A 16,472-nucleotide genomic window follows, 5' to 3' on the forward strand; every position below is an offset into this window, starting at 1 on the left:
ATAGCCGAGGCTGATCGCCTCATCGGCGCGATGGAATTCCGTCAGGCCGATATGGCTGAGTTTGGGCTGCAGCGACATATCCGGCGGATCGCCGGCCAGCCTGGCCCGCGAAATCCGGTCCTGAATGATGTTGAAAGCCTCGACCATGACGCCGGTGATGCCAAGGCGCGTCTGGTGTGACTGAGGATTGACCTGGCCGGGACGCGGCGCGTCGTTCTCGACAAGCAGCTCGCCGGCGCTGTGCTTGATGACGGCGGCGCGGCCGAACAGGTCGTAATGCAGATTGACCGCAACGACGAGCGGCTGCTCATAGGCGCGGCAGACCGAGACCGGCACCGGATTGACCAGCGCGCCGTCGACCAGCATGCGGCCGTTGCAGGCCACCGGCTCGAAGACGCCCGGTAGCGCATAGGAGGCGCGCATGGCGGTTACGAGCGAACCGCTCGACAGCCAGATTTCATGGCCGGTGCGGATTTCGGACGCGACGGCGACGAAGGGTTTCGCCAGGTCTTCGAAGCGGGCGCCGTCGAGATGCTCGCGCAGGCGCTGATCGAGCCTCATGCCGCCGAACAGGCCGCTGCCGCGAAGATTGAGATCGAGAAGGCCAAAAATGCGCCGCTTGGTCAGGCTTCTGGCGAATTCTTCCAGTTCGTCGAGCTTGCCGGCAAGGTAGCAGCCGCCGACCAGCGCGCCGATCGAGGTGCCGGCGATCATCGATACTTCGATGCCGGCCTCGTCAAGCGCGCGCAGCACGCCGATATGGGCCCAGCCCCTGGCGCAGCCGCCGCCGAGCGCCAGCGAGATACCGGCTTTCCCATCTGGCTTCGGGTCGGACGCGCCGCCTGACGATGCGGGGCCGTTGGCCTCCCGAACGTCAGGTCTGCTGCGCAATGACGCCCATTCGAGCATCATGATCTCCCTTGTCCCGTATCCCTTCTATCGCAAGGATATTTGAGAATAGTGAATCTGAGTGGTTTGTGAATATTGAATGGTTCACACCGGCTTCCGATACGTTTGGTCCGTATCGAACAGCGGCCTGCTGCCGTCGCCGGCAAGCGTCGCCTTGCCGTCATTCAGCCCCACCGTCCGATAAAAGCAGGAACGCCGTCCGGTGTGACAGGTTGCGTCGTGGCCCAACACTTTGACGCGCAACCATATCGCGTCTTGGTCACAATCCGTGCGCATCTCGACGATCTGCTGGAAATTGCCCGAGGTTTCGCCCTTCTTCCACAGCGCGTTGCGCGAGCGCGACCAGTAGTGGGCGATGCCGGTCTCCAGCGTCAGCGCCAGCGCCTCGGCATTCATATGCGCGACCATCAACAGCATGCCGTCGCCGGCATCGGTGACGACGACGGTGACGAGGCCGGCCGCATCGAAGCGCGGAGAAAGGACGGAGCCTTCCTCCAGCGATTTCTTATCGGATGGGGCTTTGGGGAATTGCAGTGCCGACATCGCCGGTAGATCTTTCTTTCTAGTGGCCGGCGATGGCCGGCGATCAGCCGCCGGCGCGCACCATGGTGACGAAGCGGACCTGCTCCTCCGGCGTGTCCTTGAAGACGCCGGTGAAGGTGGAGGTCAGCGTGGTCGAATCCTGCTTGCGGATGCCGCGCATGGCCATGCACATATGCTCGGCCTCGAGCATGACGGCGACGCCGCGCGGGTTGAGCACATCCTGGATGACGCCTGCGATCTGCGCGGTCATCGCTTCCTGCGTCTGCAGGCGGTGCGCGAAGATGTCGACGACGCGCGCGATCTTCGACAGACCGACCACCTTGCCGTCCGGCAGATAGCCGACATGCGCCTTACCGATGATCGGCACCATGTGATGCTCGCAATGCGAATGGAATTTTATGTTCCTGACGATGACGAGATCGTCATAGCCGGCGACTTCCTCGAAGGTGCGGCCAAGCTCGTCGGCCGGGCACATGTCATAGCCGTTGAACATTTCGCGGAAGGCTTTGGTGACGCGCTTGGGCGTGTCGATCAGGCCTTCGCGATCCGGATTGTCGCCGGTCCAGCGCAAAAGCGTGCGCACGGCGGCTTCGACCTCGGCTTCGCTCGGCCGGTCGGTGACGGGCTTTTCCAAATATTCAGACGGGGGCATGATTTTCTTGATGACGGCATCCATAAAGGCGTCTCCCGTAGTCCCACTCAAAGGTGGAACGAGTTGAACGGACCACGACCTTTTGGGTGAAAATCGCCCATTTCCATCCCGCAAGCGGCGTGAACAGATGGGCAGGGACAACGGCTTTTTCGTCGCCTTGTCGATGCCCGACTGCGACCATTATATATGTTTCGAGCGGCGCGAAAGGAAGACGCGAGAGCGGCAAAGCCTGTTCGCTTGGCGGCGACGGATTGGAAAAATATGATCGACGACGTCTACAATGCGAAAATTCTCGGTTTCGCCGGGAATATAGGGCGGATCGGCCGGCTTGGCGATGCCGACGCGACGGCCAGGGCGCATTCCAAATTGTGCGGCTCGACCGTCACGGTCGACCTCAAGATGGACGGCGACGTGGTGACCGATTTCGCCCATGACGTGAAGGCCTGCGCGCTCGGCCAGGCATCGTCCTCGATCATGGCCCAGCATGTGGTCGGCGCCAGCGCCGACGAATTGCGCGCCGTGCGCGAAACCATGCTGAAGATGCTGAAGGAGAACGGCGCACCGCCGGAAGGCCGTTTCGCCGACCTCAAATATTTGGAGCCGGTGCGCGACTACAAAGCGCGCCATGCCTCGACCATGCTGACCTTCGACGCGGTGGTCGATGCGATCGGCCAGATCGAGAAGAAGCGCGCCGAACAGGCGGCTTGAAGGCAGCGCTTAGACCGCTTCCCTGGTCACGGCGAACTCGCTTCGGATCCAGTCGGCGAACGCCCTGGCGGGTTCCGGCAGATCCGCCATGCTCCTGGCCACTAGCCAGTAGGCGCCGGAAGCGACATCGATATCGAACGGCTTGATCAAAGTGCCCGACGCGAGCTCTTCGCCGACTTGCAAAAGATCGCCGAGCGCCACGCCATGGCCGAGCAGCGCGGCCTGCTTCGACAGCGAAACATCGGCCAGCATCGGGCCACGCGCGGGCACCGCATCGGCGGGCACACCGGCGGCCAGGAACCAGCGCGCCCAACCCTGGCGGTTTTCCTCATGCAGCAGCGTGTAATGGCGAAGATCGATCGGCCTCTCCAGGGGAGGTCCGGAGGCGAGCAGCGCCGGCGACAGGACCGGTGAATCGACAGTCGAGGCCAGGCGCACGGCCTCGCTGCGCGGCCATGAGGTGGCGTGGGCGCTGAAACGCAAGGCGAGCTCGGGCTGGTCGCTGCGGAACTCGATCGGCCGCGGATCGACTTCGAGCGACACGTCGATATCGGGCCGCAATCGGCGGAAGCGATTGAGCCGGGGCAGCAGCCATATGGCGGCAAGGGACGGTTCGACGCTGACGCGGACAATCGCCTGCGCCGGCGAGGCCGTGAGCTCCGAAAGCACGCGGTCGATGTCGTCGAAGCTTCTGACCAGTCGGTCGAGCAGCAGATATCCCGCATCCGTCAACTCGACGCGGCGATGGAGGCGCAGAAACAGCGGTCTGCCCAAAAAGGCCTCGAGCTCGCGTATCTGCCGGCTGATCGCGGCCTGTGAGACATGAAGCTCGTCGGCCGCCAGGCTGAAACTAAGGTGCCGGCCGGCAGATTCGAAACTCCTGAGCGCCGTCAGCGGCAGCCGCCCACGCTTCATTCGCATAACCTCAGGTTATCCGACGCGGAAATTATACTCGTTTGAGGCGGAAGGCCAGCGGCAGTCTAATCGGTGCTCAAAGGAGCACTGCCATGAACCAGTTCCTGGCCATTCTGAGCGACGTCATGCTGATCGCGACGTTTCAGTGGCGCGACAAGAGCCGGCACCCCGGCTGGTGCGAGGAAATGCCCGGCAGTTGCATGCGCCATGCGCCAGTGGCCGACCGGCATCCTGTCCGTCGCGCTACGCCGTGAGGGGAAAGGGCGTTGCGTTCGAGGTCGGAAGGACACATCTATCGCGTAGCAAAACAACCGCGGAGATGCGGGTGGGCGACCATCCCGGACATACGCATGGCGGCGGGCCAATCCAGCGCGGGCGCAACTGGCCAGGACCTTGGCGCAAGACGCCCGGGCGCATCCTGGGCACCTCGCTCGTGCGCCTCTATCAGCTGACGCTCTCAGGTTTCGTCGGCAACAGCTGCCGGCACCTGCCGACCTGTTCCGAATATGCGCATGAGGCGATTGCCCGCCATGGCCTGTGGGCCGGCGGTTGGATGGGATTGTTCCGGGTCCTTCGCTGCGGGCCGTTTGGGACGCATGGCATCGACCGCGTGCCGGAGACGCTTGCCCAACGCTATGTCTGGTTCATGCCCTGGCGCTACTGGCGGATCGGCAAAAGGCACGGCGAGCCCGAAAGCTGATCGCTTCGCCGTCCCGCGCGACGCGGATTTTAACGAACCGGTAGGGTTAACGCGAAGCTGCACGAACACTGCGAGTTTGAGACAAAATCGAGACAAGTCGCCTCGCTAAGCCGCTCCCGTAATCTCATACCGGAGTGACTTCGCCATGCGCCAGATGGACCGCTACCCCTTCATTTTCGCCATCGTCCTTTTCCTGCTGGCCTGGATGCTGGGCTTGCCGGTGCGGGCGCAATCGGCGCCGCTCGGCGACATCCACTGCACGCTGATCCAGGATGCGCAAAGCGGCGAGGCGCTTTACCAGGACGGCGTCTGCGACCAGCGCGTCAGCCCGGCTTCGACCTTCAAGGTGCCCCTGGCGCTGATCGGTTACGATGCCGGCATCCTGGGCGACCGGCATATACCGAGGTGGGAATACAAGCCGGAGTTCAAGGCGGCGAAGCGCGACCAGAAGACCGTCGATCCGACGATCTGGGAACGAGATTCGATCGTCTGGTTCTCGCGCGAGATCACGCGGCGTCTCGGTGCCGAGAAGTTCGCCGGCTACGTGTCGAAAATCGGCTACGGCAACAAGGACGTCTCGGGCGATGCCGGCAAGGACAACGGGCTGACGCAATCCTGGATCAATTCCTCGCTCGAGATATCGCCGTCCGAGCAGACGGCGTTCCTGCGCCAGCTGCTCGCCGGCAAGATGCCGGTGTCGGCGAAGGCGCACGAGATGACCAGGGCGATCCTGCCGACCTTCGCGGCAGGGGACTGGACGGTGCAAGGCAAGACGGGCAGCACCAGACTCGGCCAGGACGGCAAGCGCTCGCTCGGCTGGTTCGTCGGCTGGGCCGAGAAGAACGGCCGCCGCATCGTCTTTGCAAGACTGGTCGTCGATGCCAAGCGTACCGGAGAGCCGAAGGGTCTCGCGACGCGGGCGGCGTTCCTGAAGGATTTGCCCGGCCTCATCAAATAAAACGACCATCAAATAGATGGCTGGCGGCTTTACGGCGGCGGAAACTCCTCATAAAAGACTGCCGCGCCGGACGCCTCCGGCTAACCCTCTGCAAGCCGCAACGCATCCTGCGACATGCATTTCACCACCCGCGCTCGTTTGCGGGACTGGATAGGAGAATCCTGATGCCGAATTCCGTTTCCCTGACATTTCCCGATGGTTCGGTCCGCGACTACGACGCGGCGCTGACCGGCGCCGGTCTTGCCGAATCGATCTCCAAGTCTCTGGCCAAGAAGGCTGTCGCCTATAGCCTCGAGGGCATCGTTCGCGATCTTTCCGATCCGCTCGGCACGTCCGGCAAGGTCGAGATCATCACCCGCGAGGATCCGCGCGCGCTGGAGCTTATCCGCCATGATGCCGCGCATGTGCTGGCAGAGGCCGTGCAGGAGCTGTGGCCGGGAACGCAGGTGACGATCGGCCCGGTCATCGAGAACGGGTTCTATTACGACTTTGCCAGGAACGAGCCGTTCACGCCGGACGATTTTCCGGTGATCGAAAAGAAGATGCGCGAGATCATTGCGCGCAACAAGCCGTTCACCAAGGAAGTGTGGTCGCGCGAGAAGGCGAAGAAGGTCTTCGCCGAAAAGGGCGAGCGCTACAAGCTTGAGCTGGTCGACGCCATTCCGGAGGACCAGGACCTCAAGATCTACGCTCAGGGCGACTGGTTCGACCTGTGCCGCGGGCCGCACATGGCTTCGACCGGGCAGATCGGCAATGCCTTCAAGCTCATGAAGGTGGCGGGCGCCTATTGGCGCGGCGATTCGAACAATCCGATGCTGACGCGCATCTACGGCACAGCCTTTGCCGACCAGGCGCAGCTCGATGCCTACCAGACCCTGCTGGAAGAGGCCGAGAAGCGCGACCACCGCAAGCTCGGCCGCGAGATGGACCTGTTTCATTTCCAGGAAGAGGGACCGGGCGTCGTCTTCTGGCACGCCAAGGGCTGGAAGATGGTGCAGAACCTGATCAACTACATGCGCCGCCGCCTCGACGAGCACGGCTATCAGGAAGTCAATGCGCCGCAGGTGCTGGACAAGAGCCTGTGGGAGACGTCGGGACACTGGGGCTGGTACCGCGATGCGATGTTCAAGGTCACGGTCGCCGGCGACGACACCGACGACGACCGCGTCTTCGCGCTGAAGCCGATGAACTGTCCGGGCCATGTGCAGATCTTCAAGCATGGGTTGAAGTCATACCGCGAACTGCCCGTAAAGCTTGCGGAGTTCGGCAATGTGCATCGCTACGAGCCGTCGGGCGCGCTGCACGGGCTGATGCGCGTGCGCGGCTTCACGCAGGACGATGCGCATATCTTCTGCACCGAGGAGCAGCTCGCGGCCGAATGCCTGCGCATCAACGACCTGATCCTGTCGACCTATGCCGATTTCGGCTTCGACGAGGTCAGCGTGAAGCTGTCAACGCGGCCGGACAAGCGCGTCGGCACCGACGAGGCCTGGGACCATGCCGAGGCGATCATGAGCAACGTGCTGGAGACGATCCGCACGCGCTCCGGCAACCGCATCAAGACCTCGATCAATCCGGGCGAGGGCGCGTTCTACGGGCCGAAGTTCGAATATGTGCTGAAGGACGCCATCGGCCGCGAATGGCAATGCGGCACCACGCAGGTCGACTTCAACCTGCCGGAGCGCTTCGGTGCCTTCTATATCGGCTCGGATTCGGAGAAGAAGCAGCCGGTGATGGTGCATCGCGCCGTCTGCGGCTCGATGGAGCGGTTCCTCGGCATCCTGATCGAGAACTATTCCGGCCATTTCCCGCTGTGGTTCGCGCCGCTGCAGGTGGTGGTGGCGACGATCACCTCGGATGCGGACGACTACGCCTTGAATGTGGTCGAGCGGCTGAAGGCCGCGGGGCTGCTCGCCGAAGTCGACCTGCGCAACGAGAAGATCAACTACAAGGTGCGCGAGCATTCGCTCGCCAAGGTGCCGGTCATCCTCGTCTGCGGCAGGCGCGAGGCGGAAGAGGAAACCGTCAATGTCCGCCGGCTTGGCTCCCGCGACCAGGAATCGCTGAAGCTCGACGACGCGGTGAAGCAGCTTTCCGACGAGGCGGTCTCGCCCGACCGCAAGCGTCGCGCAGCCTGACTTACCAGCGCTTCCTTGAATGGCGGTGGCGTGTCCACCGCCATTTTCATATGCCTGTCACGCCAACCTTGTAACGAGCCGCCATGCTCAAGTTGAAACTGCGGGAAAGACGGTTTCCCGAGCTTTCCTACGCCAACCCGCATCAACCGGTGCTGACGCGCTGGTTCATCCATTCGGTCGAGGGCCTCTCGGGCCGCGACCGCTTCGCCGTGCTCTACGATTTCTGGCGCCGCCAGGTTGTGCCGACCGGCGACCGCGTATTCAGCCGCATGCTGGAATTGATCGACGTCAAGGTCCGCAATGCCGTGCAATGGCCGCCGCCAGCGCTGCCGGACACGCCGCTGGTCATCATCGCAAACCATCCCTTCGGTATCGGCGACGGCATTGCGGTGCTGTCGCTGGTCGAGCAGCTGGGCCGGCCGTTCCGGGTCATGATCCACAAGGATCTGCTCAGGATTCGCGAGATGGAGCCTTATTCGCTGCCGATCGATTTTTCCGAGACCAAGGAAGCGTTGAAGAACAACATGGCGGTGCGCCATGAAGCGGTGCGGCTGTTGAAGGAAGGCGTCACCATCGTCGTGTTCCCGGCCGGCGGCGTCGCCACGGCGCCCAAGGGTTTCGGCCGCGCCATCGACCTGCCGTGGAAGATGTTCCCGGCCAAACTCGTCCAGGACGCCAAGGCCTCGGTCATTCCGATGCATTTCTCCGGCCAGAACGGCCGCCTGTTCCATCTCGTCAGCGGCCCGATGAACATGGCCGAGCGCGACAACCGCGTGGCGAAGTTCATCGGCAAGGCGTCGCTGACGCTGCGCACCTCCTTGCTTATCCGCGAATTCGCGCGACTGTCGGGCAAGGCGATCGAGGTGCGCATCGGCGACGTGCTGAGATGGAGCGACCTTGAGCCGCTGCGCGACCGCAAGGCGCTGCTCGATCGCCTCTATCGCGCGGTCTTCGACCTGGCGACGCCTTCCGCGCAGCGCGGGCGCGTGCCGTTTCTGCCGAAGCGGATGCGCAAAGCGGCCTGATCAACCCGATCAGTCCGCGCCTTCCTCGGGGTCGATGGCTGAGGATTCATTGGCCACGACCTCGATTTCCTGGTTCTGGCCGGCAACGACCGTGAAATCCTTCTGGTAGATACGGTCGCGGTTCTTGGCGATGATGGTGTATTGGCCTTCGGCCAGCACCATCGAGGCGAAGGCGCCGACCGCTTCCTTGATCGGATCGCCGCTCTCGTTGAGCAGCGACCAGGAGGTATCGGCGATGGCCTCGCCGCCGGGCTCGCGCACCAGCTTCATCGTCATTTCGGCGGCGCGGTGCTCGACGGTCGCCTCCATCAGCTTGCCGGCCTCGACGCGGATGTCGGAGCGGATCACGGCGTTGACCGCGCCATAGGTGGAGACGACATGGTAGGTGCCGGCGTTCAGCCGCACCACGGTGTTCGGCGCGACGTCGGGAGCGATCAGCGCCCGGTCGCCATTGGCCGCGGCCTGGCCTTCATAGATCGAGAAGCGCAATTTCTTCGGCGGGATGGGCGCGCCGCCCGATGTCACCGCGTCAAGCTTCAGGCCGCCGGCATCGAGCACAAGGCTTTCGCGCCTTGCCTCCTTGCCGACGGTGATGCGCTTGGTGGCGCCGGCGCGTCCGTAGGAGGCATGGACAAGGTAGCTGCCGGGGTCGAGCTGGAACACGGCGGTGCCGCCATGCGCGGACGCCACCATCGGCAGCTTGCCGTCACTGGCGGGCTGCGGCCTGAACACCCGCCAGACGATGCCGCGAGTGATGTCGGCGCCCTTGTCCGTCAACTGCGCCGACAGCGTGATGGCGCCGCCGTTGCCGAGCGCCAGCGGCGTCCCGGCCTTCGGCGTCGCGTAGCTCGAAATGCCTGGAAGCTTGATGTCGCCGACATCGTTGGCGTTCTGGGCCAGCGCGAAGGAAACCGGCACCGCGAACAACGCAGCGACGAGTGCGATCACGAAAAGGCGCAGGTACCCCTCAAACATGCCTTGCGTTGAAGCCCAAGGCGGTGGCAATTTCAAGGCCTAGAGCCGGATGATTTCAGGTCGAATTGACCTGAAATCTGAATCCGGCTCTAAGTCAAAGAAGTAGAGCATGATGTCGTCCGAAAACCGCTTCACACTTTTCGGCATCATGCTCTAGAAGCGCGCCGCCTTGCGCGGCGGCTTCTTATCCGGCGCAAAACGCCACCGCCCGAGCCGCCCGACCTCCCGATGGCGTGCTTCAGCTCAAAATTGAATGCTATTTGAATGCTTAGGAGACTTGCGCCCATGGCGTCGCCGATCATCGACTTCCTGCTCACCCGCAATTCCGCGCCGATCCCCGACCTCAAGGAACCGGCGCCGAGCGATGCCGAGATCGCGACGATGATCGCGGCGGCCTCGCGCGTCCCCGACCACGGCCGGCTCGAGCCATGGCGGTTCATTCTTTATCGCGGCGAGGCGCGCATCGAGATCGGCAAGAAGCTGGCAGCACTTGCCGAACAGCGCGAGGGGCCGCTGCCGGAAGGCCGGCGCAACCAGGAACTGGCGCGCTTCTCGCGCGCGCCGCTGGTGATCGGCGTCGTGTCGGTGCCGAAGGAGAACCCGAAGATCCCGCAATGGGAGATGTTCCTGTCGGGCGGCATGGCAGCCATGAACCTGATGATCGCGGCCAACGCGCTGGGCTATGGCACCAACATGATCAGCAACTGGTATTCCGATGTGGCCGAGGGCAGGGCGATCCTCGGGCTGTCGCCGCAGGAGCGCGTCATCGGCTTCGTCCATATCGGCTCCTATCAGGGGCCGGCGCCGGAGCGGCCGCGGCCCGATCCGGCAAAGCTCTATGGCGATTACGCCGGTCACTGGGCCGGTTAAGATTATTTGCGGGTTTTCGGAGGAAACGGCGCGGCGGGCGGCCAATAGCGGCAGGGACATCACGGGAAGGTTGGTCATGATCTCGAGATTGATTTTCCAGACATTCGTATGGTTCGGCATCATGGGCGCGCTGCTGTTTCTGTCGGCAGGCACTCTGCACTGGACCGGAGCCTGGATGTACATAGCCGTGATGGTTGGGCTGAGCCTGACCATGGGCGTCGCGCTCGCCCGGCGCGATCCAGGCCTGATGAATGAGCGTCTCCGCCCGCCGATCCAGAAGACCCAGACAGCGGCCGACAAGATATTGCTGAGCATATTGCTGCTCGGCATCTTCGCCTGGCTGGCTCTGATGGGTCTCGACATCCGTTTCGGCTGGTCGGCAGCTCCCGTGTGGGTGCAGGCGATAGGCGTGCTGGTCCTGCTTGTCGGTATCTGGATCTGCTATCTAACGATGCTGGAAAACAGCTTCGCGGCACCTGTCGTGAAGATCCAGGACGAGCGTGGCCAGAAGGTGATCACGACAGGCCCCTACAGTTATGTCCGCCATCCGATGTATGCCGGCGCCATACTCTATTTCGCCGGCACGGCGCTGCTGCTTGGTTCCTGGTGGGGGCTGGCATCGGTGCTTGTCTTCATCGTCCTGCTCGGCATCCGCACCTTCATCGAGGAAAGGACCTTGCGGACCGGCTTGCGGGGCTATGACGATTACGCCACGCGCGTTCGGTACAAACTGATCCCGATGGTGTGGTAGCGGTCAGGCGGAGCTGCCTGCGGCTCAATCTCCTTGTTTTTACGCAATTCCGCACGGAAAACCGCTCACACTTTTCCTGGAATTGCTCTGGCGCGCGCGAGCAGCCGTTCGGCCAGCCGCAGATGCGGCCGGTCGTACATCTTGCCGTCGATGCCGACGACGCCCGGATTTCCCGCCGCCGCGAAGGCATCGACGATCGCCCGCGATCGCGCGACCGCTTCGGCGGACGGCGTGAAGGCGGCATTGATGACCGGCACCTGCGCCGGGTGGATCGCCATCTTGCCGGTGAAGCCGTCGCGCTCGGCCTCGCGGCATTCCTTCCCAAGGGCGGCCATATCGCGGAAATCGGGAAAGACGGTGTCGATGGCGGCGACTTCGGCCGCGCCGGCCGCCAGAATGGTCATGGTCCGCGCCAGGCGAAACACGTCGGTATAGCGGCCGCTCTCGTCGCGGGTCGCGCGCGCGCCGATCGCCGCGGACAAGTCCTCCGCGCCCCAGGTCAGGCCGGCAAGCCGCGCGCTTGAGCCGGCATAGCTTGCCGCCGCCAGCACGCCTGCCGCGGTCTCGGTGATGATCGGCAGGATTCTTATGGCGCCGTCCGGCAGCCCGTCCTCGGCTTCGTGCACTCGCAGCTTTGCCGCCAGTTGCTGGACGTCCTGCCCGCTGTTCGACTTCGGCAGCATGATGCCGTCGGGCTTCGCCAGGACGAGCGCCGCGAGATCGGCGTCTGTCAGGCCGGTGGAAAGATCGTTGACCCGCACATAGATGGCCGAACCCGTCCGGTGTCTTTGACTTGAGATGAACTCGGCCGCGGTCGCGCGCGCCGCCGCCTTGCTAGTGGCGGCAACGGAATCCTCGAGATCGACGATGACCACGTCGGCGCCGGCCTCGAACCCCTTTTCCAGCTTGCGCTCGGAATCGCCGGGCACGAACAGCAGCGAGCGCATCAGGCCGCCTTCCTCAGCATCATCGCCTGCCTGGTGCATTTGGCGACAAGAACGTCATTCTGATTGTAGGCGCGGTGCTCGAGCTCGACGATGCCGCGATCGGGTTTCGACTTGGAGTCGCGCACGGAGACAACCGTCGTCTCGACCCGGATGGTGTCGCCGTGGAAGACGGGGTGCGGGAACACCGTTTCTTTCATGCCGAGATTGGCGACCGTGGTGCCGACGGTGATGTCGTTCACCGAGATGCCGATCATCAGGCCGAGCGTGAACAGGGAGTTCACCAGCGGCTTGCCCCACTCGGTTTTCGCGGCGAAGTCGAAATCGATGTGCAAGGGCTGGGGGTTGAGCGTCATCGCCGAAAACAGCATGTTGTCGCTCTCGGTCACGGTCTTGCGCAGCGTGTGGCGGAAGACATGGCCGACGACAAACTCTTCCAGATAAAGCCCGGCCATGGTTCGATTTCCTCCGATGTCCTTGCTTGATAGGCGTTGGCTGCGGCCCCATCAAGCCGGTTAAGAAATATGGTGAACCGTTCGTAAACCATTTGCAGCCTACCGTTCACAACGGGGCCGGGACCTTTCCGGCAAGGGCGCAGCTGGTCGGTATGGTTGTTTCGCATTTTCTAAAATGGATTGATACGGCAAGGGTTTCCGAGCGTGCCGCCGCCGCGAGCGCGCTGGCGCGCGCCTATATCAATTCCGATCTGCCGTTCGAGGATCGCTGTGCCGCCGAGGCGGCGCTGACGCTGCTTCTGGACGACGCTTCGTCCAAGGTGCGCCTGGCGCTTGCCGAGGCGCTGTCGATGAGCCATCACGCGCCGCCGCAGGTGATCAGCGCCTTGGCCGCCGACCAGCCGGAAGTGGCGGCGCTGGTGCTCGCGCGTTCGCCGCTGCTTACCGACGCCGATCTGGTCGAGCGCGTCGCCTGCGGCCAGAAGGCGACGCAGAAGCTGATCGCCAACCGCCCGGTGGTCTCGATGTCGCTGGCGGCGGCAATCGCCGAGATCGGCGAACCGGAAGCCTGCGCCGCGCTGATCGGCAACAGCGGCGCCGAGATCGCTTCGCTGAGCTTCCGCCGCATGGCCGAGCGGCACGGCCACCTGCCGCTGGTGCGCGAGGCGCTGATTGCCGATCGGCGCCTGCCGGCCGACTGCCGGCACATGCTGCTGGTCAAGCTCGGCGAGACCTTGAAAGGTTCGCCGCTGGTGCTGGCGATGATGGGGGCGGCGCGCGCCGATCGCGTCATGCGCGACGCCTGCGTGAAAGCCTCGGTGACGCTGATCGAGGGAACGCGCATGGAGGAGCATGCGGCGCTGATCGAGCATCTGCGGCTGCGCGGCGACCTCACCGCCGGTTTCATCGTCCGCACCATCGCGCATGGCAAGGTCGACTTCTTCGGCTCGACGCTGGTGGCTTTAGCCCAACAGTCCGAGCAACGGGTGACGGCACTTCTCGCCGGCGGGCACGACGTTGCGCTGCAGGCGCTGTTCCGCAGCGCCGGGCTTGCGCCGGCCACGCATGGCATCATCCTGAGGGCGCTGAAAGTCTGGCGCGAGGTCGCCAATGGCCGGCGTGTCGCCGGCGTTCAGGAAGTGAGCTGGCTGATGCTGAAGGAGCTCGGCGGCCAATCGGCCGAGGGCGATCTTGCCGGGCTGGTGAAGTCGATCCACCTAGACGCGCTGCGCGAAAACGCGCGCGGACACGCGCTGGCCATCGCCGCGGCCTGATCGGATCACAATCAGGTCTCAGCTGAGTTCCTGGGCGAGTCCGATAAGAAGCCCTTCAGGCCCACGGATATAGCAAAGCCGATACGCGTCCTTGTACCGGACGACTTCGCCGACGAGCTCAGCGCCGCGCTTGCGGAGCCTCTCCAGCGTGTCGTCGATGTCGTCCACGGCGAACATGATCCGGAGATAGCCCAATGCGTTCACCGGGGCATTGCGGTGATCCGCGATGACAGGCGGCCTGAGAAAGCGGGACAGCTCGAGCCGGCTGTGGCCGTCCGGCGTGCGCATCATGGCGATCTCGACGTGCTGGTCGCCGAGCCCAGTGACACGCCCGGCCCACTCTCCTTCGATCGCGGCACGCCCTTCGAGTTCAAGGCCGAGCTCGCGAAAGAAATCGACCGTCCTGTCGAGGTCATCGACGACGATTCCGACGTTGTCCATCCGTTTGAGCGCCATGTGTCCAACCTAAAAGGTGTCGACGGGTCCAGCAAGGACCTATTCTCGGAAAGGGCCCCAAACCAGGCACGTCCCGAGCTGGTTAAGCGCGACCCTTCGCGAAGAAATCCGGGTAATCTTCCATCGCCGCGGCGATGATGCGCAGCGAGGCGGCGATCTGCAGCATTTCGAGCCGATCGCTGCGTTGGGCGATGCTGGCCGCATATTGCCTCGCCACCGCGATTGTCGCGGTCTGCGGCTCGCCCGGTTGCCGAAACAGCAATTCGCGCGCCAGGCCGCGCAGGAAATTGCCGATGGACTCGACTGTTTCGTGCGGGACGGCGGAGTTCAGTTGCGCCTGGCGCAGCCGCAGCACCTCCAGCCCGACGGTGACGGCCGCGATGCTTCCGCCGAGAATGGGATCGCCCTTGCGGCCCGTCTGCTGCACCTGCGGCATCAACTGGTTGATCCGGTCATAGGCGAGGCTTTCGAAGGCCGAGCGGCGGGGAATGCGCTCATGCAGGCAAAGCCGCGCCAGGTCCTCGCGCATCGCCTGCGAGATGCGCTCCACGGTGGCCCAGGGATCGGCCGGCAGCACGATGATGAAGACGCCGATGGCAATCAGGATGCCGACCAGGATCGAGGCCGAGCCGGCGAAGAACGGCCCGGGATCGTAGATCATCTGCTGATGCGGGCTGAGGAAGGCGAGGAAGTTGATGGCGAAGGCGGTGGCGACGCCGACATGGCGCGGATTGGCCATGCCGAGCGCCGCGGGCACCAGGATCGGCACGACGAAGAGCGTGAACCAGCCGAAGCCGGGCAACGCCGGCAGCGCGACCTGGCCGACAAGGAAGGCAAAAGGCAGCGCGATCAGCGTGCCGGTGAAAAAACCCCAGGCGGACTGCACGGGATCCGGGCGCGATGCGAACAGGCTGGAGACGACGGCGACGAGGATGACGGTGCCGGCGGCTTCCGACCATCTGGTCGTCAGCCAGAAGATCGCCACGAGCAACGTCGCCAGCGCGGCGCGCACGGCATTGCGCCATGCGGCCTGGTAATCGCGGTGGACAACCAGCGCCGGCTGGCCCCGCTCGCTCGATTTGCGGGAGACGGGCGAGCGCAGCGCCTCCAGCCCCCGCACCACCTGCTTCAGCGCCTCAGCGAAATCGCCGGCAATGGTCAGTCGAGTGATGGTGCCGACCTTGTCTTCTCCGTTGTCGTTGGGGCTGGTATCGTTGGGCAGTTCGGGCATCTCCCTGGCCTTGCTCGCGATCGCGTCAAGACGTGCCACCCATGGCCCTGTGTCATCGAGCGCGCCGGGCGTCGCCGCCAGTTCGCCGACGAAGGCTTTCAATTCGCTGCGCATGGGAATGAGCGCCGCGTTCTTCGGTCTGCGGTGGCTGTGCAGGGCGCGCGCCGCCGAAAGCGCCCACAGAAGCTGACCGATCGTGCGCCGCACCGGGTGGGCGCGAGTGGCGAAGCTAGGCGCCTCCAGCCGCGCATAGGTGCGCATCTCGGCGAGCGTCTGGGCATCGGCGATCAGCTTGCGCTGGAGCGCGGCGAGGCTTGCCGGGTCGCCGCCGGAAAAGGCGCCGCCGGCATATTCGGCAAGGTCGAGGATGCTGCGCTTCAACCTGGAAATGATAGCGTCGGCCGCGAGCTTTGGCAGGATCAACCGGCTGGTGACGCCGGCGCAGACGATGCCGAGCACGATCTCCGCGCAACGCGCGACGGCGAGGTCGACGACAATATGCGGTTGTCCGAGGGCCGGCAGGCTGATGATCATCGCCGTATAGCCGGCAAGCGCGGCGCCATAGGCTTCCGGGTTGCGCAACAGCGACGAAACCAGCGTGCAGACTCCGATCCAGAGCGCCAGCACGCTCACCAACAGCCAGGGATTGGCGCCGAACAGCGATGTGATGCCGACGGCCGCCAGACCGCCGGCCAGCGTGCCGAGCAGCCGATAGAAACCTTTCGCCAGCACCATGCCGGCGACCGGCTGCGCGACGATGAACACCGTCATCATCGCCCATTGCGGATGATCGAGCTTCAGCGCATAGGCGGCAAGCAGCGCGACCAGTCCGGCCGAAACCGTGCGCAGGGCAAAAATCCAGTCCGAACGGGTCGGCTGCGTCAGACCGCTTAAGGGTGTCTCGACAAGCTCTTTAAACCGCGTCCAGGTCACACCGGTTCTCCGTGCAGGAGACTGTTATGGACCGG

Annotated in this window: 18 protein-coding genes; 9 read left to right on the top strand and 9 right to left on the bottom strand. The window is 64.1% G+C overall.

Annotated elements, in window-relative coordinates; genetic code table 11:
• The 3 genes from FJ980_RS06825 to folE all read right to left on the bottom strand — a co-directional run.
• On the bottom strand, positions 1 to 909 hold a 909-nt coding region (locus FJ980_RS06825; RefSeq protein WP_140542243.1), incomplete at its 3' end, for a patatin family protein.
• An 84-nt stretch (positions 910 to 993) separates the two neighbouring features.
• Positions 994 to 1,452: a phosphoribosyl-AMP cyclohydrolase gene (gene hisI, locus FJ980_RS06830; protein WP_140542168.1), complete on the bottom strand. Its 459-nt coding sequence runs from the start codon at positions 1,450 to 1,452 to the stop codon at positions 994 to 996.
• Between the two features lie 43 nt (positions 1,453 to 1,495).
• Positions 1,496 to 2,128, bottom strand: a complete 633-nt coding sequence (folE, locus tag FJ980_RS06835; RefSeq protein ID WP_095765060.1) for a GTP cyclohydrolase I FolE — start codon at positions 2,126 to 2,128, stop codon at positions 1,496 to 1,498.
• 237 nt (positions 2,129 to 2,365) lie between these two features.
• On the opposite strand from folE, the gene FJ980_RS06840 reads away from it, so the two are divergent.
• A complete protein-coding gene (locus tag FJ980_RS06840; protein WP_140542169.1) occupies positions 2,366 to 2,812 on the top strand; it encodes an iron-sulfur cluster assembly scaffold protein in 447 nt (148 codons plus the stop codon).
• A gap of 9 nt (positions 2,813 to 2,821) precedes the next feature.
• Here FJ980_RS06840 and FJ980_RS06845 read toward each other — a convergent pair whose 3' ends face one another.
• On the bottom strand, positions 2,822 to 3,727 hold the full coding sequence (locus FJ980_RS06845; RefSeq protein ID WP_140542170.1) for a LysR substrate-binding domain-containing protein: 906 nt from the start codon (positions 3,725 to 3,727) through the stop codon (positions 2,822 to 2,824).
• 92 nt (positions 3,728 to 3,819) lie between these two features.
• On the opposite strand from FJ980_RS06845, the gene FJ980_RS34605 reads away from it, so the two are divergent.
• The 5 genes from FJ980_RS34605 (at position 3,820) to FJ980_RS06865 (ending at position 8,548) form a co-directional block, all read left to right on the top strand.
• A complete protein-coding gene (locus FJ980_RS34605) occupies positions 3,820 to 3,981 on the top strand; it encodes a hypothetical protein (RefSeq protein WP_181181129.1) in 162 nt (53 codons plus the stop codon).
• Between the two features lie 65 nt (positions 3,982 to 4,046).
• Positions 4,047 to 4,427 (top strand): membrane protein insertion efficiency factor YidD, encoded by a 381-nt coding sequence (gene yidD / locus FJ980_RS06850; RefSeq protein WP_140542171.1) that lies wholly within the window; start codon positions 4,047 to 4,049, stop codon positions 4,425 to 4,427.
• A 145-nt stretch (positions 4,428 to 4,572) separates the two neighbouring features.
• Positions 4,573 to 5,385, top strand: coding sequence for a class D beta-lactamase (blaOXA, locus tag FJ980_RS06855; protein WP_140542172.1), 813 nt, complete (start codon positions 4,573 to 4,575; stop codon positions 5,383 to 5,385).
• A gap of 164 nt (positions 5,386 to 5,549) precedes the next feature.
• Complete coding sequence (gene thrS / locus FJ980_RS06860) at positions 5,550 to 7,523, top strand: threonine--tRNA ligase (protein ID WP_140542173.1); 1,974 nt, start codon at positions 5,550 to 5,552, stop codon at positions 7,521 to 7,523.
• Positions 7,524 to 7,606: 83 nt separating this feature from the next.
• Positions 7,607 to 8,548 (top strand): GNAT family N-acetyltransferase, encoded by a 942-nt coding sequence (locus FJ980_RS06865; RefSeq protein ID WP_140542174.1) that lies wholly within the window; start codon positions 7,607 to 7,609, stop codon positions 8,546 to 8,548.
• Between the two features lie 9 nt (positions 8,549 to 8,557).
• On the opposite strand, the gene FJ980_RS06870 is transcribed toward FJ980_RS06865, so the two are convergent.
• Complete coding sequence (locus FJ980_RS06870) at positions 8,558 to 9,523, bottom strand: hypothetical protein (protein ID WP_140542175.1); 966 nt, start codon at positions 9,521 to 9,523, stop codon at positions 8,558 to 8,560.
• A gap of 285 nt (positions 9,524 to 9,808) precedes the next feature.
• Here FJ980_RS06870 and FJ980_RS06875 point away from each other — a divergent pair, with 285 nt between their 5' ends.
• Positions 9,809 to 10,393 carry a nitroreductase gene (locus tag FJ980_RS06875; RefSeq protein WP_140542176.1) on the top strand — a complete coding sequence of 195 codons (585 nt, stop codon included), beginning with the start codon at positions 9,809 to 9,811 and terminating at the stop codon, positions 10,391 to 10,393.
• Between the two features lie 76 nt (positions 10,394 to 10,469).
• Positions 10,470 to 11,144, top strand: coding sequence for an isoprenylcysteine carboxylmethyltransferase family protein (locus FJ980_RS06880; RefSeq protein WP_140542177.1), 675 nt, complete (start codon positions 10,470 to 10,472; stop codon positions 11,142 to 11,144).
• 65 nt (positions 11,145 to 11,209) lie between these two features.
• Here the strand turns inward: FJ980_RS06880 and FJ980_RS06885 are convergent, their stop codons facing one another.
• Together FJ980_RS06885 and FJ980_RS06890 are read right to left on the bottom strand one after the other, a co-directional pair.
• On the bottom strand, positions 11,210 to 12,091 hold the full coding sequence (locus FJ980_RS06885; RefSeq protein ID WP_140542178.1) for a CoA ester lyase: 882 nt from the start codon (positions 12,089 to 12,091) through the stop codon (positions 11,210 to 11,212).
• Positions 12,091 to 12,543 (bottom strand): MaoC family dehydratase, encoded by a 453-nt coding sequence (locus FJ980_RS06890; protein ID WP_140542179.1) that lies wholly within the window; start codon positions 12,541 to 12,543, stop codon positions 12,091 to 12,093. The genes FJ980_RS06885 and FJ980_RS06890 overlap by 1 nt, the downstream gene beginning before the upstream one ends.
• Positions 12,544 to 12,695: 152 nt before the next feature.
• Between FJ980_RS06890 and FJ980_RS06895 the strand changes: the two genes are divergently transcribed.
• Complete coding sequence (locus FJ980_RS06895) at positions 12,696 to 13,817, top strand: DUF2336 domain-containing protein (protein ID WP_140542180.1); 1,122 nt, start codon at positions 12,696 to 12,698, stop codon at positions 13,815 to 13,817.
• 18 nt (positions 13,818 to 13,835) lie between these two features.
• Here the strand turns inward: FJ980_RS06895 and FJ980_RS06900 are convergent, their stop codons facing one another.
• Positions 13,836 to 14,273: a VOC family protein gene (locus FJ980_RS06900; protein WP_140542181.1), complete on the bottom strand. Its 438-nt coding sequence runs from the start codon at positions 14,271 to 14,273 to the stop codon at positions 13,836 to 13,838.
• A gap of 82 nt (positions 14,274 to 14,355) precedes the next feature.
• Positions 14,356 to 16,437, bottom strand: a complete 2,082-nt coding sequence (locus FJ980_RS06905; RefSeq protein WP_140542182.1) for an FUSC family protein — start codon at positions 16,435 to 16,437, stop codon at positions 14,356 to 14,358.
• Between the last annotated feature and the right edge of the window lie 35 nt (positions 16,438 to 16,472).

It is taken from the genome of Mesorhizobium sp. B1-1-5, assembly GCF_006443065.1.
Lineage (GTDB): Bacteria > Pseudomonadota > Alphaproteobacteria > Rhizobiales > Rhizobiaceae > Mesorhizobium.